Origin of the sequence: Mesorhizobium sp. CA14 (genome assembly GCF_020165195.1) — a bacterium.
GTDB lineage: Bacteria > Pseudomonadota > Alphaproteobacteria > Rhizobiales > Rhizobiaceae > Mesorhizobium.
This window is the reverse complement of record NZ_JAIUHR010000020.1, coordinates 17,653-43,544: the sequence shown is the minus strand read 5'-3', so window position 1 is coordinate 43,544 and position 25,892 is coordinate 17,653. Positions and strand designations below refer to the sequence as shown.

29 protein-coding genes and 1 tRNA gene are annotated in these 25,892 nt (G+C 62.8%); 13 read left to right on the top strand and 17 right to left on the bottom strand.

The annotated features are described in order from the left end of the window. Positions 1 to 8: 8 nt before the first annotated feature. Positions 9 to 1,031: an aldo/keto reductase gene (locus tag LB565_RS19990; protein ID WP_224586964.1), complete on the top strand. Its 1,023-nt coding sequence runs from the start codon at positions 9 to 11 to the stop codon at positions 1,029 to 1,031. An 86-nt stretch (positions 1,032 to 1,117) separates the two neighbouring features. Here LB565_RS19990 and hupB read toward each other — a convergent pair whose 3' ends face one another. The 4 genes from hupB to LB565_RS19970 all read right to left on the bottom strand — a co-directional run bounded on the left by hupB (position 1,118) and on the right by LB565_RS19970 (position 6,474). Next, the gene (hupB, locus tag LB565_RS19985; protein WP_140532907.1) at positions 1,118 to 1,390 is read right to left on the bottom strand and encodes a DNA-binding protein HupB; all 273 of its coding nucleotides are present in this window, start codon (positions 1,388 to 1,390) and stop codon (positions 1,118 to 1,120) included. 195 nt (positions 1,391 to 1,585) lie between these two features. Beyond that, positions 1,586 to 3,997 (bottom strand): endopeptidase La, encoded by a 2,412-nt coding sequence (gene lon, locus LB565_RS19980; RefSeq protein ID WP_140750552.1) that lies wholly within the window; start codon positions 3,995 to 3,997, stop codon positions 1,586 to 1,588. 276 nt (positions 3,998 to 4,273) lie between these two features. Further along, complete coding sequence (clpX, locus tag LB565_RS19975) at positions 4,274 to 5,548, bottom strand: ATP-dependent Clp protease ATP-binding subunit ClpX (protein ID WP_224512195.1); 1,275 nt, start codon at positions 5,546 to 5,548, stop codon at positions 4,274 to 4,276. Positions 5,549 to 5,838: 290 nt separating this feature from the next. After that, positions 5,839 to 6,474 carry an ATP-dependent Clp protease proteolytic subunit gene (locus LB565_RS19970; protein ID WP_224586961.1) on the bottom strand — a complete coding sequence of 212 codons (636 nt, stop codon included), beginning with the start codon at positions 6,472 to 6,474 and terminating at the stop codon, positions 5,839 to 5,841. Positions 6,475 to 6,820: 346 nt separating this feature from the next. Here LB565_RS19970 and LB565_RS19965 point away from each other — a divergent pair, with 346 nt between their 5' ends. Beyond that, complete coding sequence (locus LB565_RS19965) at positions 6,821 to 7,408, top strand: hypothetical protein (RefSeq protein WP_224586958.1); 588 nt, start codon at positions 6,821 to 6,823, stop codon at positions 7,406 to 7,408. Positions 7,409 to 7,479: 71 nt separating this feature from the next. Here the strand turns inward: LB565_RS19965 and LB565_RS19960 are convergent, their stop codons facing one another. From LB565_RS19960 to LB565_RS19950, 3 genes are all read right to left on the bottom strand, one after another. Then, positions 7,480 to 7,683 carry a DUF3126 family protein gene (locus LB565_RS19960; protein ID WP_042644432.1) on the bottom strand — a complete coding sequence of 68 codons (204 nt, stop codon included), beginning with the start codon at positions 7,681 to 7,683 and terminating at the stop codon, positions 7,480 to 7,482. A gap of 148 nt (positions 7,684 to 7,831) precedes the next feature. Continuing rightward, on the bottom strand, positions 7,832 to 8,680 hold the full coding sequence (gene cysE, locus LB565_RS19955) for a serine O-acetyltransferase (protein WP_224586955.1): 849 nt from the start codon (positions 8,678 to 8,680) through the stop codon (positions 7,832 to 7,834). Positions 8,681 to 8,894: 214 nt separating this feature from the next. Next, positions 8,895 to 9,524: a VOC family protein gene (locus tag LB565_RS19950; RefSeq protein ID WP_224586953.1), complete on the bottom strand. Its 630-nt coding sequence runs from the start codon at positions 9,522 to 9,524 to the stop codon at positions 8,895 to 8,897. A 135-nt stretch (positions 9,525 to 9,659) separates the two neighbouring features. Between LB565_RS19950 and LB565_RS19945 the strand changes: the two genes are divergently transcribed. After that, positions 9,660 to 10,265: a hypothetical protein gene (locus LB565_RS19945; RefSeq protein ID WP_224586951.1), complete on the top strand. Its 606-nt coding sequence runs from the start codon at positions 9,660 to 9,662 to the stop codon at positions 10,263 to 10,265. A gap of 94 nt (positions 10,266 to 10,359) precedes the next feature. Next, positions 10,360 to 11,325 carry an agmatinase gene (speB, locus tag LB565_RS19940; RefSeq protein WP_224587084.1) on the top strand — a complete coding sequence of 322 codons (966 nt, stop codon included), beginning with the start codon at positions 10,360 to 10,362 and terminating at the stop codon, positions 11,323 to 11,325. 34 nt (positions 11,326 to 11,359) lie between these two features. Here the strand turns inward: speB and LB565_RS19935 are convergent, their stop codons facing one another. From LB565_RS19935 to LB565_RS19920, 4 genes are all read right to left on the bottom strand, one after another. After that, complete coding sequence (locus tag LB565_RS19935; RefSeq protein ID WP_224586948.1) at positions 11,360 to 11,860, bottom strand: GNAT family N-acetyltransferase; 501 nt, start codon at positions 11,858 to 11,860, stop codon at positions 11,360 to 11,362. 24 nt (positions 11,861 to 11,884) lie between these two features. Then, complete coding sequence (locus LB565_RS19930) at positions 11,885 to 12,652, bottom strand: alpha/beta fold hydrolase (protein ID WP_224586947.1); 768 nt, start codon at positions 12,650 to 12,652, stop codon at positions 11,885 to 11,887. Between the two features lie 15 nt (positions 12,653 to 12,667). Continuing rightward, complete coding sequence (locus LB565_RS19925) at positions 12,668 to 13,162, bottom strand: DUF192 domain-containing protein (protein WP_224586944.1); 495 nt, start codon at positions 13,160 to 13,162, stop codon at positions 12,668 to 12,670. Between the two features lie 114 nt (positions 13,163 to 13,276). Continuing rightward, entirely contained in the window at positions 13,277 to 13,870 is a 594-nt protein-coding gene (locus LB565_RS19920) for a cold-shock protein (RefSeq protein WP_224586942.1), read from the bottom strand. A 261-nt stretch (positions 13,871 to 14,131) separates the two neighbouring features. Between LB565_RS19920 and gloA the strand changes: the two genes are divergently transcribed. Then, positions 14,132 to 14,572, top strand: coding sequence for a lactoylglutathione lyase (gene gloA / locus LB565_RS19915; protein WP_224586940.1), 441 nt, complete (start codon positions 14,132 to 14,134; stop codon positions 14,570 to 14,572). A gap of 113 nt (positions 14,573 to 14,685) precedes the next feature. Beyond that, positions 14,686 to 14,973, top strand: coding sequence for a DUF2218 domain-containing protein (locus tag LB565_RS19910; RefSeq protein ID WP_224586936.1), 288 nt, complete (start codon positions 14,686 to 14,688; stop codon positions 14,971 to 14,973). A 34-nt stretch (positions 14,974 to 15,007) separates the two neighbouring features. Here the strand turns inward: LB565_RS19910 and LB565_RS19905 are convergent, their stop codons facing one another. Together LB565_RS19905 and ilvA are read right to left on the bottom strand one after the other, a co-directional pair. Next, positions 15,008 to 15,568 (bottom strand): DUF1697 domain-containing protein, encoded by a 561-nt coding sequence (locus LB565_RS19905; RefSeq protein ID WP_224586934.1) that lies wholly within the window; start codon positions 15,566 to 15,568, stop codon positions 15,008 to 15,010. Continuing rightward, positions 15,565 to 16,821 (bottom strand): threonine ammonia-lyase IlvA, encoded by a 1,257-nt coding sequence (gene ilvA, locus LB565_RS19900; protein WP_224586932.1) that lies wholly within the window; start codon positions 16,819 to 16,821, stop codon positions 15,565 to 15,567. The genes LB565_RS19905 and ilvA overlap by 4 nt, the downstream gene beginning before the upstream one ends. A 274-nt stretch (positions 16,822 to 17,095) precedes the next feature. Here ilvA and LB565_RS19895 point away from each other — a divergent pair, with 274 nt between their 5' ends. Next, positions 17,096 to 18,130: an alpha/beta hydrolase gene (locus tag LB565_RS19895; RefSeq protein ID WP_224587082.1), complete on the top strand. Its 1,035-nt coding sequence runs from the start codon at positions 17,096 to 17,098 to the stop codon at positions 18,128 to 18,130. A 105-nt stretch (positions 18,131 to 18,235) separates the two neighbouring features. After that, on the top strand, positions 18,236 to 19,399 hold the full coding sequence (locus tag LB565_RS19890; protein ID WP_224586930.1) for an alpha/beta hydrolase: 1,164 nt from the start codon (positions 18,236 to 18,238) through the stop codon (positions 19,397 to 19,399). 6 nt (positions 19,400 to 19,405) lie between these two features. Here the strand turns inward: LB565_RS19890 and ade are convergent, their stop codons facing one another. After that, on the bottom strand, positions 19,406 to 21,223 hold the full coding sequence (gene ade / locus LB565_RS19885; RefSeq protein ID WP_224586928.1) for an adenine deaminase: 1,818 nt from the start codon (positions 21,221 to 21,223) through the stop codon (positions 19,406 to 19,408). Positions 21,224 to 21,383: 160 nt separating this feature from the next. On the opposite strand from ade, the gene LB565_RS19880 reads away from it, so the two are divergent. Beyond that, positions 21,384 to 22,034 carry an outer membrane protein gene (locus LB565_RS19880; protein ID WP_224586926.1) on the top strand — a complete coding sequence of 217 codons (651 nt, stop codon included), beginning with the start codon at positions 21,384 to 21,386 and terminating at the stop codon, positions 22,032 to 22,034. A 256-nt stretch (positions 22,035 to 22,290) separates the two neighbouring features. Here LB565_RS19880 and LB565_RS19875 read toward each other — a convergent pair whose 3' ends face one another. Then, entirely contained in the window at positions 22,291 to 22,518 is a 228-nt protein-coding gene (locus LB565_RS19875; RefSeq protein WP_224586924.1) for a hypothetical protein, read from the bottom strand. A gap of 179 nt (positions 22,519 to 22,697) precedes the next feature. On the opposite strand from LB565_RS19875, the gene LB565_RS19870 reads away from it, so the two are divergent. Beyond that, positions 22,698 to 22,783: transfer RNA gene (locus LB565_RS19870), tRNA-Leu, on the top strand. 67 nt (positions 22,784 to 22,850) lie between these two features. On the opposite strand, the gene LB565_RS19865 is transcribed toward LB565_RS19870, so the two are convergent. Next, complete coding sequence (locus LB565_RS19865; RefSeq protein ID WP_224586922.1) at positions 22,851 to 23,429, bottom strand: NUDIX domain-containing protein; 579 nt, start codon at positions 23,427 to 23,429, stop codon at positions 22,851 to 22,853. Positions 23,430 to 23,611: 182 nt separating this feature from the next. Here LB565_RS19865 and LB565_RS19860 point away from each other — a divergent pair, with 182 nt between their 5' ends. From LB565_RS19860 to LB565_RS19850, 3 genes are all read left to right on the top strand, one after another. After that, on the top strand, positions 23,612 to 24,715 hold the full coding sequence (locus LB565_RS19860; RefSeq protein ID WP_224586920.1) for an NADH:flavin oxidoreductase/NADH oxidase: 1,104 nt from the start codon (positions 23,612 to 23,614) through the stop codon (positions 24,713 to 24,715). Between the two features lie 165 nt (positions 24,716 to 24,880). Continuing rightward, a complete protein-coding gene (locus LB565_RS19855) occupies positions 24,881 to 25,159 on the top strand; it encodes a DUF982 domain-containing protein (protein ID WP_224586917.1) in 279 nt (92 codons plus the stop codon). Positions 25,160 to 25,184: 25 nt separating this feature from the next. After that, positions 25,185 to 25,424, top strand: a complete 240-nt coding sequence (locus LB565_RS19850) for a DUF2188 domain-containing protein (RefSeq protein WP_140750592.1) — start codon at positions 25,185 to 25,187, stop codon at positions 25,422 to 25,424. Positions 25,425 to 25,588: 164 nt separating this feature from the next. Here LB565_RS19850 and LB565_RS19845 read toward each other — a convergent pair whose 3' ends face one another. After that, positions 25,589 to 25,861 carry a hypothetical protein gene (locus tag LB565_RS19845; RefSeq protein WP_224586914.1) on the bottom strand — a complete coding sequence of 91 codons (273 nt, stop codon included), beginning with the start codon at positions 25,859 to 25,861 and terminating at the stop codon, positions 25,589 to 25,591. Positions 25,862 to 25,892 lie beyond the last annotated feature (31 nt).

The following is a 25,892-nucleotide window of genomic DNA, read 5'->3' as shown; positions in this document are numbered from 1 at the left end:
CGTCAGACATGAAGACACGGCACTTCGACCGCATCGGCAATGGCGGCATCACCTTCACCGAGCTCGGCTTCGGCACGGCGCCGCTCGGCAATCTCTACCGCGCCATCTCCGACGCGGACGCCAACGCCACCCTGGAAGCGGCATGGGCGACCGGCTGCCGCTACTTTGATACGGCGCCGCTTTACGGCCTCGGCCTGTCGGAAACCCGCCTCAACCCGTTCCTGCGCGGCAGGAAGCGCGATGACTATGTGCTGTCGAGCAAAGTCGGCCGCATCATGCGCGTCGCCCCGCCGGAGCAGCGCACCGGCATCGGCAAGTTTTTCGAGACGCCGTCGCGCCGGGAAGTCTACGACTACTCCTATGACGGCATCATGCGCTCCTTTGAGGCCTCGCTGGAGCGTCTTGGCGTCGACCGTATCGATATCCTCTTCGTCCACGATGTCGACATCTTCACCCATGGCAGCAAGGAAGCCTCCGACGCACGCATTGAGGAGTTCATGTCGTCCGGCTATTATGGGCTGCTGGCGCTGCGCGACCAGGGGGTCATCAAGGCCTTCGGAGGCGGCATCAACGAGTGGCAAGTCGCCCAGACACTTGCCGAGCGCGGCGACTTCGACCTGTTCCTGCTCGCCGGCCGCTACACGCTGCTCGAACAGGAAGCGCTTCAATCCTTCCTGCCGCTTTGCCAGAAGCGCGGTATCGGCATCGTGCTGGGCGGCCCCTACAATTCCGGCGTGCTGGCTACCGGACCGAAGCCCGGTGCCTTCTACAATTACAGCGAGGCGCCGAAGGAGATCCTCGACCGCGTGGCGCGCATCGAAGCCGTCTGCAAGCGCCACAATGTGCGCCTGATCGAGGCGGCTCTGCAATTCCCGCTGCGGCACCCTTCGGTGATGTCTGTGATCCCCGGCGGCCAGCGGCCTGCCGAGGTCGAGAGCAACCGCGCGCTGCTCGACACCAAGATACCGGCGGCGCTCTGGGCGGATTTGAAACAGGAAGGCCTGATGCGCGCGGATGCGCCGACGGCCTGAGCAATTCCAGGAAAAGTGCAGGGCCGATCGCCAGAAAAAAGAAAAGCCGGGCAAGCCCGGCTTTTCTGCACTTAAAGAAAAAGGTCTTAGTTGACCGCGTCCTTGAGGCCCTTGCCGGCCGAGAACTTCGGCACGGTGCGCGCCGGAATCTGCACTTCCGCGCCGGTCTGCGGATTGCGGCCGGTCGAAGCAGCGCGTTTTGACACGGTGAAATTTCCGAAGCCGACAAGCCGGACATCGCCGCCCTTCTTCAGTTCGCCTGTGATCACGGAGAACACGGCATCGACGGCGGACTGCGCATCAGCCTTCGAAATGCTTGCGGAGTCGGCGACAGCGGACACCAGTTCGTTCTTGTTCATCAAAATTCCCTTCCATGAGAAAACCGGAACTACGACTCATCCGGCAGGAAACGGACTTTAGAAAGAAGCGTACAGGAACCCAAGCCGAAAACCGCGGAATTCCGGGCTTTTTTGCATTTTTTCATGGCTTTTCACATGAAAAAAGCCGGGCTCTGGGCCCGGCTCTCTCTTTGTGCATTGCAACGTTAGAATATTCTAATGAGCAAGCGACTTTCCGGCATCGTCGCCGGTGTCGACTGGAGCCGGCGCGTTGACCGGCTCGACCCACTCGATCGGCTCCGGCATCCGGGTCAGCGCATGCGCGAGCACCTCGCCGACCCGCGAGACCGGGACGATCTCCATGCCGTTCTTGACGTTGTCCGGAATGTCCGCCAGATCCTTGACGTTCTCTTCCGGGATCAGCACCTTCTTGATGCCGCCGCGCAATGCCGCGAGCAGCTTCTCCTTCAAGCCGCCGATCGGAAGGATGCGGCCACGCAGCGTGATCTCGCCGGTCATTGCCACATCGGCCCGGACCGGGATACCCGTCAGCACCGACACGATAGCCGTGGCCATTGCGGCGCCGGCGGATGGGCCGTCCTTCGGGGTCGCGCCTTCTGGCAAGTGGACGTGGATGTCGCGCTTGTCGAACAGCGGCGGCTCGATGCCGAAATCGATTGCCCTGGAGCGGACATAAGAGGCCGCCGCCGAGATCGATTCCTTCATCACGTCGCGCAGGTTGCCGGTCACCGTCATGCGGCCCTTGCCGGGCATCATGACGCCTTCGATCGTCAGCAGCTCGCCACCGACTTCCGTCCAGGCAAGACCCGTGACCACGCCGACCTGATCGTCGGCCTCGACCTGGCCGAAGCGGAAGCGCGGCACGCCGAGATAATCAGCGAGGTTGTCCGCCGTGATCTTCACCGTCTTCTTCTTCGTCCGCAGGATCTCGGTCACCGCCTTGCGCCCGAGCTTCATCAGCTCGCGCTCCAGGCTGCGCACGCCGGCTTCCCGCGTGTAGGTCTGGATGATGCCGCGGATCGCGTCCTCGCCGACCGAGAATTCGTTCGGCTGCAGGGCATGGTCCCGGATCACCTTGGGCATCAGGTGACGCTTGGCGATCTCGATCTTCTCGTCCTCGGTGTAACCGGCGATACGGATGATCTCCATGCGGTCCATCAGGGGCGCAGGGATGTTCAGCGTGTTCGCCGTCGTCACGAACATCACGCTCGACAGGTCGTATTCGACCTCGAGGTAATGGTCCATGAACGTCGAGTTCTGCTCCGGATCGAGCACTTCGAGCAGGGCCGAGGACGGATCGCCGCGGAAGTCCTGGCCCATCTTGTCGATCTCGTCGAGCAGGAAGAGCGGGTTTGACTTCTTGGCCTTCTTCATCGACTGGATGACCTTGCCGGGCATCGAGCCGATATAGGTCCGCCTGTGGCCGCGGATCTCGGCCTCGTCACGCACGCCGCCGAGCGCCATGCGGATGAACTCGCGGCCGGTCGCCTTGGCGATCGACTTGCCGAGCGAGGTCTTGCCGACGCCGGGCGGTCCGACGAGGCACAGGATCGGCCCCTTGATCTTCTTCTGGCGGCTCTGCACGGCGAGATACTCGACGATGCGCTCCTTGACCTTGTCGAGGCCGAAATGATCGGCGTCGAGCACGTCCTGCGCATAGTTCAGGTCTTGCTTGACCTTGGAGTTCTTGCCCCACGGGATCGACAGCAGCCAGTCGAGATAGTTGCGCACCACCGTCGATTCAGCCGACATCGGCGACATGGAGCGCAGCTTCTTCAATTCGGCTTCCGCCTTCTCGCGGGCCTCCTTGGAGAGCTTGGTCTTCTTGATGCGCGCCTCGATCTCGGCGGCCTCGTCGCGGCCATCCTCGCCCTCGCCGAGCTCCTTCTGGATCGCCTTCATCTGCTCGTTGAGGTAGTACTCGCGCTGCGTCTTCTCCATCTGGCGCTTGACGCGCGAGCGGATGCGCTTTTCCACCTGGAGCACGGAGATTTCGGCTTCCATGAAGCCCATCGCCTTCTCCAGCCGTTCCTTGACGGAAAGCGTGGCGAGCATCTCCTGCTTCTCGGGGATCTTGATGGCGAGATGCGACGCAACCGTATCGGCGAGCTTGGAATAGTCGTCGATCTGGCTGGCGGCGCCCACCACTTCGGGCGAGATCTTCTTGTTCAGCTTGACGTAATTTTCGAAGTCGGTGACGACCGAGCGGGCAAGCGCCTCGATCTCGACCTCTTCCTCTTCCGGCTCGGCGAGCGCCGTGGCGCGAGCTTCATGGAAATCGGGGCGATCGGTGAACGAGACGATCTTGGCGCGCGAGGCGCCCTCGACCAGAACCTTCACGGTGCCGTCGGGCAGCTTCAAAAGCTGCAGCACATTGGCGAGCGTGCCGATGTCGAAAATCGCATCGGGCTCAGGATCGTCGTCGGCTGCATTCATCTGGGTGGCGAGCAGGATCTGCTTTTCCTGACCCATCACCTCTTCCAGCGCCTTGATCGACTTTTCACGGCCCACGAAGAGCGGAACGATCATATGCGGGAACACGACGATATCGCGCAGTGGGAGAACTGCGAAAACGCCGTCGCCGGAAGCCTTAGATATCTTGGCCATTGTCCAACCTTTCATGTCGCGGCCGCTTATTTAGCCAACCGCGAATCTCATATTAACGACCGAGCGTCGTTCCGCCTACCACCGTTTGTGACGGGAATTTTACAGCACAGAATTCGGCGCCTCGGCCTTCTGCTGTTAGGTGGATGTAGCCGAGGCAAAGATCAAGGGTTAACACGGTCGTTCGAGCCCTTCCACTGCCCGCCTCCCCCGCCTTTGACAGCAAAACGGCGCCACGCGGGCGCCGTTCCATGAAAATTGACAGGTCCAGTGCCATTTTCAGGCGCTGACATTGCCCTTCTTTTCCTTCTGCTCGGAGTAGATGTAGAGCGGCCGGGCGTTGCCGGACACCACCTCTTCCGAAATCACCACCTCGCGCACGCCTTCCAGCGCCGGCAGCTCGAACATGGTGTCGAGCAGGATCGCTTCCATGATGGAGCGCAGGCCGCGCGCGCCGGTCTTGCGCTCGATGGCGCGCTTGGCAATCGCCGACAGCGCGTTCTCGTGGAACGTCAGGTCGACATTCTCCATCTCGAACAGCCGCTGATACTGCTTGACCAGCGCGTTCTTCGGCTCCGTCAGGATCTGGATCAGCGCCGGCTCGTCGAGATCTTCCAGCGTCGCCAGAACCGGCAGACGGCCGACGAATTCAGGGATCAGGCCGAATTTCAACAGATCCTCGGGCTCGACCTGGCGGAAGATGTCGCCGGTGCGCCGATCCTCGGGCGAGGCAACGGTCGCGCCGAAGCCGATCGAGGTTTTGCGGCCACGGTCCGAGATGATCTTATCGAGACCCGCAAAGGCGCCGCCGCAGATGAACAGGATGTTGGCGGTGTCGACCTGCAGGAATTCCTGCTGCGGATGCTTGCGGCCGCCCTGCGGCGGCACCGAAGCGACCGTGCCTTCCATGATCTTGAGCAGCGCCTGCTGCACGCCCTCGCCCGACACGTCGCGGGTGATCGACGGATTGTCAGACTTGCGCGAGATCTTGTCGATCTCGTCGATATAGACGATGCCGCGCTGGGCGCGCTCGACATTGTAGTCGGCCGACTGCAACAGCTTCAGGATGATGTTCTCGACGTCCTCGCCGACATAGCCGGCCTCGGTCAGCGTCGTGGCGTCGGCCATGGTGAAGGGCACGTCGATGATGCGGGCGAGCGTCTGGGCGAGCAGCGTCTTGCCGCAACCGGTCGGGCCGATCAGCAGGATGTTCGACTTCGCCAGTTCGACGTCGTTGTTCTTGCCGGCATGCGCCAGGCGCTTGTAGTGGTTATGGACCGCCACCGACAGCACGCGCTTGGCGTAAGGCTGGCCGATGACGTAGTCGTCGAGGACCTTGAGGATCTCCTGCGGGGTCGGCACGCCTTCGCGCGACTTCACCATCGAGGTCTTGTTCTCCTCGCGGATGATGTCCATGCACAGTTCGACGCATTCGTCGCAGATGAAGACCGTCGGTCCAGCGATCAGCTTGCGGACTTCGTGCTGGCTCTTGCCGCAAAACGAGCAGTAAAGCGTGTTCTTTGAATCGCCGCCGCCGTTGCTGACCTTGCTCATTTTTCTGTCCTTTCACCGTCGCCCGCCGATCGCCTGGCTTTGAGTGACGTCTCACCAATCTATCGCGGGAATCCGCCACCGCCAGTGTCCCGGCTCACGCAGCGCATTCCGTACGAAACACAATTCAGAAAACGCGGCAACGATTCGCAGCAACCCCATGCAAAGCTAAGCCGTCGAAAATCAACATAGCCTTAACGTAGGCAATCCCAATGCCTGAGGGAACAGCCAATTGTGGCCGAAATGCCGCAAGACGCGCCAAAACCGCGTTATGCTGTCATTTGCTGTGGATGTCAGGCCGAGACTGCGACCGTCTCGACGGCCTCGCGGCTCGAAATGACCTTGTCGATCAGACCAAAGTCCCTCGCCTCGTCCGCGGTCATGAAATGGTCGCGGTCGAGCGTCCTCTCGATCTCGTCATAGCTCTTGCCGGTGTGCTTGACATAGACCTCGTTCAGGCGGCGCTTCAGCTTGATGATGTCCTGCGCATGACGTTCGATGTCCGAAGCCTGCCCCTGGAAGCCGCCGGACGGCTGGTGAACCATGATCCGGGCGTTCGGCGTGGCAAAACGCATGTCTTTGTGGCCGGCGGTCAGAAGCAGCGAACCCATCGAGGCCGCCTGGCCGATGCAGAGCGTCGACACCGCCGGCTTGATGAACTGCATGGTGTCATAGATCGCCATGCCCGAGGTGACGACGCCGCCCGGCGAATTGATATAGAGGTTGATTTCCTTCTTGGGGTTTTCCGCCTCTAGGAACAAAAGCTGTGCACAAACCAGCGTCGCCATCCCGTCCTCGACCGGGCCGGTGATGAAGATGATGCGTTCCTTCAAGAGACGCGAGAAAATGTCATAGGCACGCTCGCCGCGATTGGTCTGCTCGACCACCATCGGAACGAGGTTCATGTAGGTTTCAACGGGGTTCTTCATGGACTACCCTTGTTGGAGATGGATTCCGGCATCTTGGTATATCAGCAATCGCGCGGAATCGTTCTGGATCGGTTACGATCTAAATAGGATGCCGGCTCACCCTGGCGCAAGGCCGCCTCTCCTAGCCATCTGGTTAAGCCGAATCAAGCGTTGCGGCGCCGGCAAAAACCCGAGGCGAACAGGCCGACGAGGCGGGCTCGGTCCGGTTGGCCGAACCGAAGACATGGTAAGGTAGCAATTCCTTAACCGCGCCGCTTAACGAAAAGCCTTGAAATCGCTGCCGGCCCCCGGACCTTCCGCTACAGTCCTGCGTTGTGACGGCGTCCTTTTTCAACGGGGGAATGTCATGATCCGCAAAAGCTCCGCATCGCTGGCGGCGGTCGCCATGCTTGCCAGCGTCTGTGAAACCGCCGCCGGCGGCCGCGCGCTCGAATGCTATGAGCCGATGCATAGGCCGGCACTTTACGACACCGTCTACGAGGATGTGATGGTGAGCCCCGGCGGACAGGTTGTCGATTACGACGCGCCGATCTACGGCACCTATCAAAGCCTGGACCGGATCGCTCCGGCGCGCGTCACCTATGAGACAGTGCCGGCGGTCACACGCACGATCTACCACACAGTCAAGGTCGACGATGCCGGCTATGCCTGGGAGTGGCGCCTCATTCACGGCCGCAAGGTGCTGTGCAAAATGTGGCGCAAAGCTCGCTATGCGCGTGTCGCCGAGACGGTTGTGGTCCAGCCGGAGCGCGTCCGGCGCGTCATTCAGCCGGTGGAATTTGAAGCGGTTGCCCACGAAGTGCTGGTGCGTCCGCAGCAGGTACGCATCCGGCAAATCCCGCCCTCATACAGGACAGTGGCGCGCCGGGTGGTGGTGCGGGAAGGTTCGACCAGCTGGCGGCGGGTGCATATCCCGCAGCACTGTCAATATTAGGCGGCATTTCGCCTGTAGGTTGCACCGGCCGGGCGGCGATGTTCCGCGCCCCGGCCAGAGCTGTTGCCGGCTCAGCCCAGATCGATGTCGAGAATGGCCATCGAGAAATTATAGTCGCCGTCGTCCTCGTCCTTGAAGACGATGCCGAGGAACTCGTCGCCGACATAAACCTCGGCCGAGTCTTCCTTGCGCGGGCGCGCCTTCACCTGCAGCTTGGGATTCTGGAAGACGCGTTTGAAATAAGCGTCGAGCTTTCTGATTTCGTCAGGCTTCAAAAGTCTTCTCCGAAATGTCGGCCTTGTTCGTGGGAACGCGCTTCTGACACGCCAACAATGGCCATGTAAAGGCAAGCTGGCAGGATAACATGGGAGAACAGCCAGGCGAACCGGCGGTCCCGTTCGGCGGCCGCCGGCAAACGGTCGGTCAGATATCGAAGCTCACGACGTGGTCCATGCTTTGCGACGGCAGGAGCTGGTCCATCTGCCGCGAAGGCTGGTCGCAGCCGGTTTCCCCCACAACCCGAGCGGGCACGCCGGCGACCGTCTTGTTGTGCGGCACGGGCGACAGCACGACCGAGCCGGCCGCGATCTTGGAGCAATGGCCGATCTCGATATTGCCGAGGATCTTGGCGCCGGCGCCGATCAGCACGCCGCGGCGGATCTTCGGGTGGCGGTCGCCACTGGCCTTGCCGGTGCCGCCCAGCGTCACCCCGTGCAGGATCGAGACATCATCCTCGATGACGGCGGTCTGGCCGACGACCAGACCCGTGGCATGGTCGAGGAAGATGCCCTTGCCGATGCGGGCGGCCGGATTGATATCGGTCTGGAACACCGAGGATGAGCGGCTCTGCAGATAGAGCGCGAAATCCCTGCGGCCGTGGTTCCACAGCCAATGCGCCAGCCGGTGCGTCTGGATGGCGTGAAAACCCTTGAAATAGAGAACCGGCATGATGAAGCGGTCGCAGGCCGGGTCGCGATCGTAATAGGCCTGGATGTCGACGCGAACCGTCGAGCTCCACTCCGGATCGTCGTTCAGCATCGCCTTGAAGGTCTGGCGGATGAGATCGGAACCGATATCCTGATGCGCCAGGCGCTCGGCCAGCCGGTGGATCACCGCTTCTTCCAGACTCTCCTGGTTGAGGATGGTCGAATAGAGGAAGGCCGCGAGCAACGGATCGCGGTTCACCGCCTCCATCGCCTCGTCGCGGATCGACCGCCAGATCGGGTCGACCGGCTGCACCATGCTGGGGCGGGCAATCGTAACGCTATTCATCGACGCTCTCCGGCCTTGCTCATTCTCCGGCGGCACATATAGGCCAGATCATAGCACGGTTGAACTCAATTTTCCTCAATGCTTTGTCAAATGGACCTGGCTCACGCAAATTCAAGCGACGATGGAAAACGAACCCTTGATTGGGAGCGCATTCGAAACCGCCTCGATTGTCGTCTTCCAAACGTTGCAAACGGGCACGGTCCGGTCTCAGCCCTTATTGCGGCAATTCCGTTCCGGCCTGTTCCGCCACCATGTAAGCCGCGCACCAGTCGGGCCAGTTCTTGTCGTACTGTCCGCCAGTGCGTTTCTCATGCTCGCCGTGTGCCGCTGCCGCCCGCCGCAGCGCGGCCGCAAGTTCCGGGGATGAGGTGAACGTCGTGTCACGCGCATCGACGCGCCCGGGCAAGCGCTGGGTGATCTCCTGCAGCAACCAGCCATTGCCGTCCGGATCGCTGAATGTGACGAACGAGGAATAGCTGAGCCCCTCCGGATGCCGGCCTTTGATCGGCGGCTGGCCGGGGCCGTTGCGGTGGAAGACGTCGCTTGCCTCGACGCCACGTGCCACGAGTTCAGCGCGGGCCGCTTCAATATCGGACACGATCAGATAAAGGACTTTCGCCGAACCAGGCGCGGCCGATGTGAGGCCCGTGCCGAAGTGGATCGAACACGGCGAACCCGGCGGCGTGAACTGCACGACCCGAAACGTGTCGCCGACCACGAAGTCGGCGTCGAGCCTCCAGCCCAAGCCGGCATAGAAGCCTTTGGCTCGATCGACATCGGCAACCGGGATGACGACCGCCTCCAATTTCATGTCGATCGTGCCAGGTTTGGTCCCGCCGGTCATGTCATACTCCTTGGGTTCGATGCGCGGCGGCAGCTTCCCTCCGCCGCGCATTCTGGTCAATCGGATACATATGCTCTTGAAGCTGGCGGCGACTTGCGTTGTCCTGCCGGCGTAAGCCGCCCGGAAAAATTCGTCATGGAAAAAGAGACGCTGATCGACGATGCGCTGAAAGCCGAGCTTTCCGCGCTCTATCAGGCCTGGGACAGGCACTATCACAACCTCGCCCATATCAAGGCCATGCTGGGGCTGGCTCAAGAATACCGGGGCCTGCTCGACGACCCGGGCGCCGTCGAAGCGGCGATCTGGTTTCATGACGCGATCTATGACAGCCGCGCCAAGGACAATGAGACCAAAAGCGCCGCATTGGCCAAGGAAAAACTCGCCGGGCGCGTCGATCCTCATCGGCTCGCCCGCATAGCGGCGATGATCAACGCTACCGCCACCCACCAGTTGCCGCCTTTCCGCGACGAGGACGCGCTCAACGATGCGGCCCTTTTGCTCGACATGGATCTGGCGATCCTCGGCGCCGAACCGGCGGTGTTCGATGCTTATGAGAAGGCGGTCCGGCTTGAATATGGCTGGGTGGAGGAGCCGATGTGGCGCGCGGGCCGCGCGGTCGTCCTGAAGAGTTTCCTCGCCCGCCCGCACATTTTCTATACGACCGAGTTCCGGGATCGGTTCGAGGCGCATGCCAGGAAAAATCTCGGCCGTTCACTGCACGCCCTGCAAGACCAGCCCTGATAGGCCTATACTCCCGCAGGGCTTTGCCCCTATGTCCAAATCCAGGGCCCTGCGATCACTATCGAACGTGAACCGCTCTGGGATGGCCGCCACCATGGAGAACAGCTTCCACCAACCCGTCGACGCAGCGCAGGTGCCGCGCTTTGCCGGGCTTTCCACCTTCATGCGACTGCCGGCCGTGCCGAGCGCGAAGAGGCTCGACATCGCGCTTGTCGGGATTCCGTGGGACGGCGGCACGACCAACCGGGCCGGCGCCCGCCACGGTCCGCGCGAAATCAGGAACCAGTCGAGCCTGATGCGCCGCGTCCACCATGTCTCGGGAACCGAACCGTTCAGCATCGCCAATGTTGCCGATGTCGGCGACGTTTCGGTCAATCCGATCAACCTGCTCGACGGGTTGAAGCGCATTGAGGACGGCATTGCCGCGATCGTGGCGGACGGCGCCCTGCCGCTCGCCGCGGGCGGCGATCATCTGACCACACTGCCGGTGCTGCGCGCCGTGGCCCGCAAGGCGCCTGTCGGTATGATCCACTTCGACGCGCATTCCGATACCAACGACCGCTATTTCGGCGACAATCCCTACACCCACGGAACGCCTTTCCGCCGCGCAATCGAGGAAGGGCTGCTCGACCCGAAGCGGATTGTCCAGATCGGGATCAGAGGCTCGATCTATGAACCGGGCGAACACGATTGGGCGACCGCTCACGGCGTGCGCATCATCTATATGGAAGAATTTATCCGGCGCGGCGTCGCTTCCGTCATGCAGGAAGCGCGCGATCTTGTCGGAGACAGCCCGACCTATGTGACGTTCGACATCGATTGCATTGATCCGTCGATGGCGCCCGGCACCGGAACGCCGGAGCTCGGCGGCTTCACCACACGCGAGGCGCAGGAAATGGTTCGACTGTTGGGCGGATTGAATTTCGCAGGCGCCGATGTCGTCGAGGTCGCGCCTCCCTTTGATGTTGGCGGCATGACGGCGCTGGCCGGCGCGACGATGATGTTCGAGCTGCTGTGCGTCATGGCCAGATCCCTCGCCGACAGAAGGGCGCAGGGCTAGCGCGATTACAGGAAAGGCGCACAGCGCCTTCCGATTAGTCCGGAAAGCTCTCGACCCTCTGGGTGTAAACCCTGAATCCCGCGCGTTCATAGACCGACTGTGCGGCCGGATGGTCGTATGTGTCGGTGTGGAGCCAAAGCCTTTGCGGCCGATGCGACCACGCCGCGCGCAACGCCTGGTCGAGCAGGAACGGCCCTAGCCGCTTTCCTTGAAAAGCCGGAATCAAACCGAAATGGACGAGCTCGATGGCCGCCTGCTCGATTCCGTTGAACTCGCAGAAGCCCGCGGCCTCGCCATCGACGCGCAGCACATGGATATGCGTCGAGGCGCTGGCAAGCAGCGTTTCGAGGTCCGCCTCGGCCATGCTCAGGCGCTGGTCCCACTGCACCGGACCGCCGACCGCGCGGTAGAAATCGAGATAGTTCGAAAGATCGAGCCTTTCGCGCGCCACGACAGCGCCAGACGACGGGGACGCAAGCGGTGCGCCCTGCGGCGGCGCCAGCATCTCCATATAGGTGACGAGAAGATCGACCATTGCGAGCCGAGGAGCGCCGCGCGCTCAGAGCGGGTTTTCGGCGTAGAACTCGAGCACGCGCTGCTTGAAGCTCTTGTCGCCGACGGCGAGCATGTGGTCGCGTCCCTCGATGTGAAAGGCCCTGGCGTTGGGCATGAGGGCGGCAAGCTCGTCAGGCGAGCCGCCGATATCGTCCTTGGTGCCGACGGCGATCAGTGTCGGCTGGGCAATGCGGGCCATGTCATCCTCGCTGAGCAACTCGCGCGACTTTGTGATGCAAGCCGCAAGCGCGCGACGGTCGCTGCGCGTCTGATCCGCGAAGGCGCGAAAGGATCGCCCGCGCGGATGTGTGGTCTGGGAAGGGTCTTCCGCCAGCAGGGCAGCCGCGATCGGATCCCAGTCGCCGACGCCGTCGACCATGCCGATGCCGAGGCCGCCGAACACCAGCGTCGCGACCTTCTCCGGATCGGAGAGCGCCAGGAAGGCCGAGACGCGCGCCCCCATCGAATAACCCATGACATGCGCGCGCTCGATGCCGAGATGATCGAGCAGCGCGGCCGCGTCGGACGCCATCTTTTCAGGCGTGTAATCGGCCTCGTCATAGCTCTTCGACGACGAGCCGTGGCCGCGATGGTCGAAGGCGATCGCCCGGTAGCCGGCGTCGTTCAGCGTCTTGAACCAGCCCGGCGAGACCCAGTTGACATAGTGGCTGGAGGCGAAGCCATGGATCATCAGCACCGGGTCGCCCTGCCCCGAGGCCGGCTGGCGATCGAGATAGGCGAGTTCGAAACCGTCATGCGAAAAGAAATCCATCGGCGGAACTGCTTCTCAGTTGGAACTGGAGCCGATAGCCGGATGGCGCATGAGATCGCCTTCCTTGATGCCGTCCTTGTCGGCCGTGCCCGCCTTCAGTTCAAGCACGAAGCGCACCGGCTGTCCGGGAGAGATGATCGCTTCGGATTCGGGCTCGCCGCGCTTGATCGCTTTGATCCTGCCGTCTTGGCCGATGAAGATGAGGTCGAGCGCCATCGGCGTGTTCTTCATCCAGAAATCCACCTCGTCGGTTCTTTCGAAGACGAACAACATGCCGTGATCGTCGGCCATGGTTTGGCGAAACATCAGTCCCGCCTCGCGTTCGGCAGAGGTATCGGCGATCTCGATGGAAAATGAACGCTCGCCGGAGCCGGTTGACACCACCAGCGGCGTCCGGTCGGTGGGCAGCAGCATCGCATCCGCCGAACTCGGCTTCGCGGCGATGAAACAGGCGGCGAAAACGATCGCGGCGCAGAGCGCGCCCGCGGTCAGCCAATTGCGATGAGCCATGGGGTACCTCGTCCAGACCCTCGTCCTAGACCATGATCCGGAGAAGTGGAACCGGTTTTCGGACAATATGGTCGGCCCGCGGCATAGGGACTTTTCGACTGAGTCGAAAGACCCTTAGTGCGAGACCGACAGGGTGCCCATATCGGGGTGGATTTCGGCAGCCATAAGGCCTTTGTCGCCGCGTCCGAAGCGGACGAGCACGACCTGGCCGGGGCGGAGCTCGGTTATGCCGTAGCGCCGCAGCGTCTCCATGTGGACGAAGATGTCTTCCGTCCCCTCGCCCCGCGTCAGGAAGCCGAAACCCTTGGTGCGGTTGAACCACTTCACCAGGGCCCGCTCGAGGCCGCTCTCAGGGCTCACGGTAACGTGGGTGCGCTGTTCCTGCTCTGCCGGGTGCACCGCCGTCGAGGCATCCATGGACAGGACGCGGAAAGCTTGCAAGCCGCGCTCGCCCTGTTTCACCAGGCAGACGACCCGCGCGCCTTCGAGCGCCGTCTGGAAACCGTCCCTTCGAAGACAAGTCACATGGAGGAGAATATCACCCGAGACGCCGTCGTCCGGAAGGATGAAGCCGTAGCCCTTGGCCACGTCGAACCATTTGATCGCGCCGGCGATTTCGACAAGCTCGGCGGGATCGCCGCCATTGTCCCGCTGCAAGGCGTCGTCAAGGCTTCCGTCCCGCCTCGTAAAAGAGGCTTTTTCCCCCATAAGAATGCCCCCTTTTTTCCAACTGAACTGCAACTGATTCTTGCCAAGAGATTAACACTGCGGCTTCCGGGGTGTGCAAGGGCTGACGTGCCTTTTTTCACCGTTCAGTTGCGGAAAGGCTGAAATGTTGTTTGCCGGCGCTTCCCAAAGACGAACGGCGAGGTCCGAAATCAGCCGCAGCGCCGTAATTGTCGGACGATTGCCCTTTCGCCGGGTGGCCCCTATGTTGCCTGGTAACCCCAACAGCCCGAGGAAGCCGCCATGCGCTATCTGCACACAATGGTCCGCGTCGCCGATATCGACCAATCGCTCGATTTCTACTGCAACAAGCTCGGCCTGAAGGAGGTGCGCCGTTACGAAAACGAGCAGGGCCGCTACACGCTGATCTTCCTCGCCGCGCCGGAAGACGAGCAAAGCGGCATCCATGAGAAGGCGCCGCTGATCGAATTGACCTACAATTGGGACCCGGAGGACTACAAGGGCGGTCGCAATTTCGGCCACCTCGCCTACGAGGTCGATGACATCTACGCCACCTGCCAGAAGCTGATGGACAATGGCGTGACCATCAACCGCCCGCCGCGCGACGGCAACATGGCCTTCATCCGCTCGCCGGACGGCATCTCGATCGAGTTGCTGCAGAAGGGCCCGGCCAAGGCGAAAGCCGAACCGTGGGCCTCGATGCCGAACACGGGCGTCTGGTAAATCCATCCCGATTTGACCGGACCGGCTGGCGTTTCGCCGGGCATTGCCTATCTATCGGGAATTGGCGCCAGCCTTATGCAGGCTGGCGTTTCTTCATCCGCCAGGAGAATTTCATGCCGACCAGCCGCGCCGATGTCGCCACCGAACATGCAAGCCGCTATCTGCAGCAGCTCTGCAAGCACTGGTCGCACAAGTTCCCGGTCGAGTTCGACCCGCAACACGGCGCAATCCAGCTCTCGATTGGCCGCACCGTGATGGATGCCGACGATCAGGCGCTGCACATCGCTTTAGCCGCCGACGATGAAGCTTCGCTGGAGCGGCTGGAGAGCGTGGTCGCCGACCATGTCAAGCGTTTCGCCTTCCGCGAGGAATTGAGCTTCGACTGGCAAAAGGCCGCCTGAGCCGGAGCAATTCCGGGAAAAGTGCCCTGAACAGTCAGCCGCCGGCCTTGCCGGCCATGTCGAGCAGCGCCAGCACGCTGCGCCAGTTGCGCGCCGTGCCCGGCACCTTCAAGGTACGCGGGATGAGGTTGGCGAACACCGATTTGCCGAGCCCATCCGGCGCATGCAGGTAAAGCACGTCGCCCTTGATTTCGAAGCGCTCGGGGCCGGCGCATTTGTCGGCGAGCCGCTTCGTCTCCTCGGCGGTCGGCTCCCTTTCCAGCGCATAGGCATGCAGCTTGGTCGGCTCGCCGGCGACCTCGGGATAGGGATTGTCCATCACCAGCCGCTCGAACCAGCCGGCATCGCGCACCATGATGCGCGAGTTGAAGCCCCATTTCTTCTCGAAGGCCGTCTCGAGTTCCTTGGTCAGCGCCGCCGCATCCCCCTTCTTCGCTCGGAACACGACATTGCCGCTCTGCACATAAGTCGCGACATCGCTGAAGCCGAGACTTTCGAAGAAGGCTTTGAGCTCCGCCATTTGGACGATGCGGTTGCCGCCGACATTGATGCCGGAAAACAGCGCCACGAAAACCGTGCTTTGTTTTGCGCTCATATGATGAACCCCGCCAGCGTCTCGTTGTCGGTGATATCCTGATATTGCACGCCCTCGGCGTCGAAATTGGCCTTCAGCAGGTCGAAATTGCGCCGGTCCTTGGTCTCGATGCCAATCAGCACCGAACCGAAATTGCGCGCCGACTTCTTCAGATACTCGAAGCGGGCGATGTCATCGTCGGGACCAAGCATTTCGAGGAAATCGCGCAGCGCGCCCGGCCGCTGCGGAAAGCGGATGATGAAATATTTCTTCAGCCCCTCGAAGCGCAGCGCCCGCTCCTTCACGTCCGGCAGCCGCTCGAAATCGAAATTGCCGCCGGAGACGACGGCGACGATGGTCTTGCCCCTGATCTCCTTGCGCGAAAAATCCTTGAGTGCGTCGATCGCCAGCGCGCCAGCCGGCTCCAGCACGACGCCCTCGACATTGAGCATCTCGATCATGGTGGCGCAGAGCCGGTTCTCCGGAACCAGCCGCACGGCATCGGCGGTGAAGTCCTTGAGATGGCGCAACGGCTCGCGGCCGATCTCGGCCACCGCGGCGCCGTCGACGAAATTGTCGACCTTGGCGAGCTTGACCCGCTTGCCGCCGGCAAGGCTTTCACGCAGGCTCGGCGCGCCCGCCGGCTCGCAGAACACGAAACGCGGGTCGCGATGCTGGTCGGCGAAATAGTGGGTCACACCGGCGGCAAGGCCGCCGCCGCCCACCGGTAGCATGACGATGTCGGGCACGCGCCCGCCCGGCATCTGCGCCGCGATCTCGTAGGCGACGCTCGCCTGGCCCTCGATGATGTCCTTGTGGTCGAAAGGCGGCACCATATGCGCGCCGGCGCTTTCGGTGAATTCGAAGGCGGCGCGGTAGCAATCGTCGAAGAAGTCGCCGACTAGCCTGATCTCGACGAAATCACCGCCGAACAGCCGCGTCTTGTCGATCTTCTGCTGCGGCGTCGTCACCGGCATGAACACGACGCCCTTCTTGCCGAAATGCCGGCAGACGAAGGCGAAGCCCTGCGCGTGATTGCCGGCAGAGGCGCAGACGAACAGCTCGGCATTGTTGCCGGCGGCGAGCGCCTTGCGGAAGAAGTTGAAGGCGCCCCTGATCTTGTAGGAGCGCACCGGCGTCAGGTCCTCGCGCTTCAAAAGAATACGGGCGCCTGTCTTCTTCGACAGATAATCGTTCTCCTGCAGCGGCGTTTCCGGAAAGATTCCGCGGATCGCCTCGGCGGCAGCGGCGACGCGGGAAGAGAAGCTGTTCAACAGAAGTCCCTCATTTGGTCTCGGCGGTACGCCAGGACAGCCATGTCCCGTGCCGGCAGACCTTCCTGCCGCCCTTTTGGCTTTCGCGCAACACTGCGATGACGGTCGTGCGGCACGGAGCGGATTTCCGCTGGACACGACTTACTTTGGCCGCACTTCGCCTGTCCGGGAGATTTCCGCGGAGGTGGACGGCCAATTGTGGCTGCGGTGGAATTGCAGTGAAAGTATCGACGTGCGGTTGAAGACAATTCTGATCATTGCCGTTGCCCTGCTGATGGCGGGTTGCGCGGGCCACCAGACGCAGGAAATCCTGGGCAGCGTCGTCGTGCCGACGACGGCGACCGAGATCGCCGGCAACCACTCGATCTTCATCACCACCACGCGCAAGCGGTCCGACGACCCGAACAAGGTCTTCGATGGCGAACGCTCCGCGACGCTCAACTACGCACGCGTCAACGTCACCGTTCCCCCTATTCATCAGACCGGCCAGATCGAACGCCGTTCGCGCGGCAAATCGAACGATCCGACCAAATATTTCATGGCCTCGGAAGTCGTCGGCTACGACACGCAGCCGAAATTCGCGAGCGCCCTCAACGCCGACATCGACGCGCGCGGCGGACGTGTGATGGTCTTCGTCCATGGTTACAACACCGGCTTCGACGATGCCGTCTATCGGCTCACCCAGATCGTCCACGATTCCGGCTATCCGGGCACGCCGGTGCTGTTCTCCTGGGCTTCCGGCGCCAAGACCACCGACTATGTCTACGACAAGGAAAGCGCCGCCGCCGCCCGCGATCAGTTGGAAGTGACATTGCGGATGCTGGCGCAGACCGGCGCCCGGCGCATCGACATCGTCGCCCATTCGATGGGAACCTGGGTGACAATGGAAACGCTGCGTCAGCTCGCCATCACCGGCGACCGCGATCTCGGCGGCAAGCTGGGCGACGTGGTGCTCGCCTCGCCCGACATCGATGTCGACGTTTTCAAGAGCCAGATGCGCCGCTACGGCAAGCCGGACAAGCCCTTCATTCTGCTCCTGTCGGACGACGACCGGGCGCTGCGGCTTTCCGGCCTGATCGCCGGCGCTCGGCCGCGCGTCGGCGACTACAGGGATGCCGCCGACCTCGCCTCCTATGGCGTCACGGTGGTCGACCTCTCGAAAGTCAAGGGCGCCGACAGCTTCAACCACACCAAATTCGCCGACAACCCGATGATGGTGCAGATGATCGGACAGCGGCTGCGCGAGGACGACGGCTTCGCCAGCGACCGCGACGTGACGGACCGCATCCGCCAACTCGCTGCGCAGTAACCGTATCGGTGCGGGTTCGGCGCCGCAGGGACTTTGAACTGGACCCGGCCGCCCTCTGGCTTTATCGGAGTAGCAAGAGAGGTTGCCGCCCTTGGGGGATCCCGGGTGACTGCGCATGTGAAGATCGTTGTCGGCCTTGCCTTCACGCTCGCCCTCGCCGGCTGCGCCGGTCCCACGCATGACCTTCTCAACCGCAAAACAGTTACAGCGCCCGCCTCCGACATCGCCGCCAGGCACGAAATCTTCGTCGCCACCACCCGCCAGCAGGCGACCAAGGATCCGCGCCAGGTGTTCGACGGCGACCGTTCGCTGACCACCGGCTACGCCCGCGTCGACGTCACCGTGCCGAAGATCCATCAGGTCGGCGCGATCGAACGCGCCAAGGGCTCGGCAGACTCCAATCCGGCCAAGCAGTTCACCGCCAGCGACGTCGTCCACTATGGCGACGCGCGGCAATTCGCCAAGGCGGTCGGCGCCGACATTTCCATGCGCGGCGACCGCGCTTTGGTGTTCGTGCACGGCTTCAACAACGGTTTCGACGACGGCATCTACCGCATCACGCAGATAGCGCATGACACCAAATATCCCGGAACGCCGGTGCTGTTCTCATGGGCATCGAGCGCCAAGGCGACCGGCTATATCTACGACAAGGACAGCTCGACCGCTGCGCGCGACGACCTCGAGGCGACGCTCAGGATGCTCGCCAAGACGCGCGTCAAGAGCATCGACATCATCGCCCATTCAATGGGCACCTGGCTGACGATGGAGGCGCTGCGCCAGCTCGCCATCACCGGCGACCGCGATCTCGGCGGCAAGCTCGGCTATGTCATCCTCGCCTCGCCCGACATCGACGTCGATGTCTTCAAGAAGCAGATGATCCGCTACGGCAAGCCCGACAAGCCCTTCGCCATCCTGCTTTCGGGCGACGACAGGGCGCTGAAGCTGTCGAGCTTCATTTCCGGCGACAAGCCGCGCGTCGGCGACTACGGCAACGCCGCAGATCTCGCCGATTACGGCGTGACGGTCGTCGACCTGACCCACGCCAAGGGCGGCGACGGCGGCCTGAACCATGCCAAATTCGCCGACAACCCGATCCTGGTGCAATTGCTGGGCAACCGGCTGCGCACACCGGCCGGGCTTGCCTCGGACGAGCCCGACCCGACGCAGCTCAACGATATCGGCCAAGGCCTCGGCAAGGCGGTCGGTTCGGTCGCCGAGGTCGTTATCACCACGCCGTTCAAGGTGTTGACCATAGCGACCGGCGGGTGACTTACCCTAAACAAACAGGTCGACCTTCCGGAACGTCGTCACGTCGACCAGGCCAACATCCGAAATCCTGAGCTCCGGAATAACCACCAGCGCCAGCAGCGAGTGCTGCATATAGGCGTTGTTGAGCGAGCAGCCGGCCTTGCGCATCGCCTCGGTCAGTTGCTCGGCTTTCGCCGCGACGATCTCGGCGCGCTCGTCCGACATCAGCCCGGCGATCGGCATCTCGACCAGCGCCAGTTCCTTGCCCCTGGAATAAAGCACGACGCCGCCGCCCACCTCGCCCAGCCGGTTGACGGCCAAGGCCATATCTTCCTTGTTGGTGCCGACGACGATGATGTGGTGCGCGTCATGCGCGACGCTGGACGCCATCGCGCAGTCCTCCACATAGCCGAAACCGGACACGAAAGCGTTGGTGACGCCGCCCGTGCCGCGATGGCGCTCGACCAGGGCGATCTGGCAGATGTCGTTGCGCCTGTCCATGGCGACCAGCCCGTCCTCGACCGCCAGATCGGCTTCCAGAGCCCGCGTCGGCGCCTGGTTCTCGATCACGCCGATCACCCGCGCCCGCACCTCGTTGGCGCCCTGCGGCGCAAAAATGTCAAAATCCTTCGCCGCGAGTTTCTTGCCGAGCCTGACGGTATTCTTCGCCGATTGCGGATAGTCATAGGCCGCGATGTCGATCTCGAGCTTGCCGGCCTTGGCCAGCCTGACGCCGCGGCCATAAACCTCGTCTATGGTCATCTGGGCAAGGTCCGAAACGATGAGAAGATCGGCCAGGCGTCCGGGCGCGATCGAGCCGATCTCGCGCTCCAGCCTGAAATGTTGCGCGGTGTTGAGCGTCGCCATCTGGATCGCCGTCACCGGCTTCAGCCCCTGGCTGATGGCATGCCGCACCACGCGATCCATATGGCCTTCATGCACCAGCGTGCCGGAATGGCTGTCATCGGTGCACAGGATGAAGTTGCGCGGGTCGACGCCGCCTTCGGTCACCGCCTTGATCTGCGCCGCGACGTCGTACCAGGCCGATCCCAGCCTCAGCATTGCCTTCATGCCTTGGCGCACCCGCGCGATCGCGTCCTCCGCGCGCGTGCCTTCATGGTCGTCCTCCGCCCCGCCGGCGACGTAGCCATGGAAGGGCAGACCGAGATCGGGCGATGCATAATGCCCGCCGACCGTCTTGCCGGCCCTGACCGTCTCGGCGATCTCGCCCGACATCACCGGATCGTTGGCGGCGACTCCGGGGAAATTCATCACCTCGCCGAGCCCGATGATATTTTCCCAGGTCATGGCCTCTGCCACGTCGGCGACCGTCAGCTCGGCGCCGGCATGCTCCAGCCCCGGCGCCGAGGGCACGCAGGACGGCATCTGCACATGCACGTTGATCGGCATCGCGACCGCCTCGTCATGCATCAGGCGAACGCCCGGCAGTCCAAGCACGTTGGCGATCTCGTGCGGGTCGATGAACATCGAGGTGGTGCCGTGCGGGATGACCGCGCGGCAGAACTCCGTCACAGTCACCATGCCGCTCTCGACATGCATATGCGCGTCGCAAAGGCCGGGCACGAGATAGGCCCCGCCGGCATCGACGACCTTGGTCCCCTCCCCGATCGCATGGCTGGCGTTCGGCCCGCAATAGGCGAAGCGGCCGGCGGCGATCGCGATATCGGTGCCGGGGATGATCTCGCCCGAATGGACATTCACCCAGCGACCGTTGCGGATGACTAGCTCCGCCGGCTTTCGGCCCATCGCGACATCTACCAGATATGTCGCCACCTCGGTCCACGGCTTTGGCTTTGTGGCGCTTGTCGGCTTGGCGTTCGTCATGGGCTTGAGTCCTCTGCATGGGCCAGTTTGGCAAATGTCGGCGCCCGGAGCCAGAGCGTCAGGTCGTAAACCACTGTTGCAGAGATGCAATTCCGTTTCGCGGTGATTGGGGCTAGTCTGCCCGAAGGAGTCTTTCGAAACCGCCATTTCGGAGCGCCCTATGCGTCGACTGACGCTCGCCACTGCCGGCCTTCTTGCCCTGCTGTCCGGCTCTGCCTGGGCAGCGGACCTAGGCACCAATCTGCCGATGACCGCGCCCGGCTTCGACTGGACCGGCTACTATGCCGGCATGCAGGCCGGCTATGGCTGGGGTCGATCCGACATCAGCATCGATGGCGGTTCGGTGAAGCCCGACATCGACGGCGGTTTCGTCGGCGGCCATGTCGCGGGGCTCTGGCAGTTCGACCAGGCCGTGATCGGCGCCGAGGCCGATCTCAATTACGCTTCGATCGACGGCACCGCCGGCCCGGCAAACACATTCGGCACCGACGTCAAGTGGTTCGGATCGGTCAATGCCAAGGCCGGCTACGCAACGGATCGCGTATTGGTCTATGGCATTGGCGGCTTGGCTTTCGCCGGCATCGAGACCTCGCAAGCGGCGGGCACCGGCTTTGCCCAAACCCGCACCAGCACCGGCTGGACGCTCGGCGCCGGCGTCGACTATGCCTTGACCAACAATGTCGTCGTCGGCGCGCAATATCGCTACTATGATTTCGGCAAGGAGCATTTCGACGCTTCGAACACCTTCACCGAGCGCGATCAGGACGTGAAGCTGCAGACGCTGGGCGTGAATTTCAGCTATAAATTCTGAGGCTTGCGCCACCGGTGTCGATGCGGAAGACCTCTCCCGCATCAATCTGTCGAAATAGCGTGGCCGGCGCCCGCAGGGGGCGGGGGAATGGGTAGGGGCCTGATAGACGCCGGCCTTGGCGGATCGATCCGCCGCGCCGCGGAACCTAGCGTTCCCTTGGCAGACCGTAATTCCGTGATCGCGCCACTTTCCAACCGCCCTACCCTGCCGTGGCGGATGTGGCGGACATGCTTGGCTGAATGCTTTGCGACCGGCCTCAGGATCGGTTCGAAGCCCTCTTTCCTTCGGGCATGGCGTCGAGGCATTCCTCCAGCCGCCGCAGCCGGGCCTTTTGCCAGCGCAGCGTGTGCGCGACCTCATGCAGGTTCCATTTGGCCTTCGAGTTCGCGGCCTCGATCAGACCCCGCTCGAGCCGATCGATCTCGCGGCGCAGCTGCCGCGCCTCCGCCTCCCGCAGTCCCCTGATCCAGCCTGGCCCACGCATGGTTCCACCATCAAAGCCGGCCCGATGCTCGCATACAAACGCTAATGGGATCGGTCTGGAGAATTTGGCATTTTAAACATCACTAATATTAAATCTGCGCGATGGTCGCCCGCGCAAACTGCGGACGATCGGAAACATCGCTTGACGGCTCATATCAGGCGTCTGAAAAGGGCACGCCTGCGGACGTGGCGGAATTGGTAGACGCAAGGGACTTAAAATCCCTCGATCTCTGATCGTACGGGTTCGATTCCCGTCGTCCGCACCACCCCTTCGCATGTCGAGCTTCGGGTGGCAGGCCACCGGACGCCGAAGCATTGCAGCCGAAGACAGAGTCAAATCTTGATCGGATTGAGCTTCAGGTGCTGGATCAGGATGATCGTCTTGGCGTCGACGATGCGGCCGTCGGCGATACCGGCCAGCGCCTCGTCCAGCGGCATTTCCAGAACCTCGATGTCCTCGCCTTCCTCCGGTGAGCCACCGCCGTCGGAAATGCGGTCAGCCGGCGAATAGTGCGCCGTGAAGAACCAGAGCCGTTCCGTCACGCTGCCCGGGCTCATGAAGGGCGAAAACAGCCGCTCGACATCCTTCAGGTGGTAACCCAACTCCTCTTCCGCTTCTTTGCGGATGGCGGTTTCGGGATCGTTTTCGTCGAGCAAGCCGGCGCAGGCCTCGATCAGCGGCTCGCGATAGCCCACGGCGTAAGCCGGGAAGCGAAACTGCCGCACCAGGAGCACGGTCGAGCGCTGCGGATCGAAGGGCAGGATCACCGCGCCGTCTCCGCGATCGTAGGTCTGGCGGATCTGCGTCTCCCATCGCCCGTCGCGGCGGCGATAGTCGAGCACCGTCTTCTTCAGCACCGCCCAGTCGTCCGAAAGGACCTCCTCCGAACGGATGCGAACGCGATCTTCCATGACGATCTCCGTATTGGCGACAAGGGGTAACGACGAAAGGTGGCGCACGCAATCCTGGAAACCGGCTGGCCGAAACCGACTGGCCTGGAAACCGACTGGTCCAGCGGGAGTTTCACCGGCTCGTGACTGGCGCGACGCGCCGCGGCTGCCTAGATAGCGGTATCTCGCCAGGAGCCCGTTTCATGACGTCATCGCTTTTCCAGCCGATCACCCTCGGCGGTCTCACCTTCCCCAATCGCATCGCGGTTGCCCCCATGTGCCAGTATTCGGCCGAGGACGGCTCGGCCAGCGACTGGCATCTCTATCACTGGATGAACCTGGCAATGTCGGGCGCCGGCATGGTGACCGTCGAGATGACCGATGTCGAGCGGCGCGGACGCATCTCGCATGGCTGCCTCGGCCTCTATTCCGACGACAACGAGGCGGCCGCCAAGCGCACGCTCGACGCCGCCAGGCGCGTCGCCGCGCGCGGCACGAAATTCGGCGTTCAGCTTGCCCATGCCGGCCGCAAAGCTTCTAACCGCAAACCCTGGGAAGGCGGCGGTCCGCTGCAGCCTGGCGAGGATTCCTGGCAGACGGTTTCTGCCTCGGCCATCGCCTATGACACGGGCTGGAATGTGCCGCACGCGTTGGAGGAGGACGAGATTCTGGAGCTGATTGCGCGCTTTGCGCAGGCGGCCGTGCGCGCCGAACGCGCCGGCTTCGACTTTGCCGAACTGCACGCCGCGCATGGCTATCTGATCTTCCAGTTCCTCTCGCCGCTCTCCAACCAGCGGACGGACCGCTGGGGCGGGTCGCTGGAAAACCGCATGCGCTTTGCGGTCGAAATCGCCAGGGCGGTGAGGAAGGCCGCTCCGTCCATGATGCTGGGCGCGCGCCTTTCGGTGAAGGAATGGGTCGATGGCGGTTTCGACGTCGAGGACGCAATCGAGGTGGCCAAGGCGCTAAAGGCCGAGGGCATCGCCTATATCTGCTGCTCCAGCGGCGGCAATTCGCCTCTGCAGCAGGTGCCGCCCGGCCCCGGCTACCAGGTGCATCTGGCGGAGGCCGTGCGCAACGGCGCCGGCATTCCGACACGCGCCGTGGGGCTGATCGACGATCCGAGCCAGGCCGAGGCGATCGTGGCCGACGGTCGTGCCGATATGGTGGCGCTGGCGCGCGCATTCCTCGCCGACCCGCGCTGGGGCTGGCGCGCGGCGGCTGCCTTCGGCGAGGAAATCCATCCCGCGCCTCAACTGGCACGTTCGGTGACGACGATGCGGCATTGGATGAAGGCCGCCGGCTAGAGCAATTCCAGGAAAACTGTGACACGATCAGGCCCGGCGGCTTCGCCGTGGCATTCCGTTCGGAATTGGGTCAAAACAAACTCGAAATCAGCAGAGTGCTGAGACGTTTGGGCGCAGGTTTCTCGCCACAACTGCAACCAATTTGGCCGTTTTACGTTGGCGGCCATGATAGACAACAAGCCCTTTGAAAAGCCGGTGGTGGTCGAACTCGGCCATGTCGGCAAATATCGCCAAATCCGAAGCACCCGCGAAGCCGCCGAGTGCCTGATGACCGTTTGGCCGCTCAATCGCGGCGAGCGTCATCGTGATGCTCTGGACACTTGCCTCAAGGCGCTGGAAGGTTATCGTTCAACAGCGGACGCGCGTCGCGCCCTCGTCGAGGCGGCCAGGGAATCGGAAGTGCTGGTTCCTGAAGACAGGCTGGCCGACGGGAAGCTGCATTGAGCGGGTTTCTTAACCGGAGGATTCCATGGCGAAGCTGACTTACAAGATCGTCGAGCATGATGGCGGCTGGGCCTACAAGGTCGGCTCGACATTCTCTGAGACTTTCCGCACGCACCAGGAAGCGCTGCGCGCGGCCGAAATCGCTTCGGCCGAGCAGCAGGTCGCCGGCACCACGGACGGCATCCAGTATGAGGATGCCGAAGGAAAGTGGCACGATGAACTCGCCGACGGCCGCGACCGCCCGCAGACCGAAGTATCTGACTAAAACATTCCGGTCAGGCTCGGCGCTTTCGCCGCAACCTTCCGCCCCGGATTGCGTCGGGCGTTTCGCCGTCTCGTGAAACGGCGAAAAATACTCCAACAAACTGGAATCGCCTCCGCGACCGGCAAGCCCAAGGCTTCATGCCGGCCGCCGGCGACTATGCGGCCCTATTTGCCGCAGTAGTTGTCATTGACGTTCTGCTGCGAATTGGCATCGGGACCTGGCGTTGTGTCGGCACACGGCCCCATAGCGCCGGTACTGCCGTGGGCGGTCAACGCGGAGCCACCGTTGATGCTGCCTGTAGTATAGGGGTCCACCTGCTCGCGGACGTCGGGACGATGGTCGCGGTGCCACCACCACCAGTCATCTGATGACTGCGCCATGGCCGCGCCACCCATGGCCAGCACCAGCGCCGAAGCTGCGATAAGTCGTGTAAGCATCGGATTTCTCCATTCTCTCGATCGCAAAATA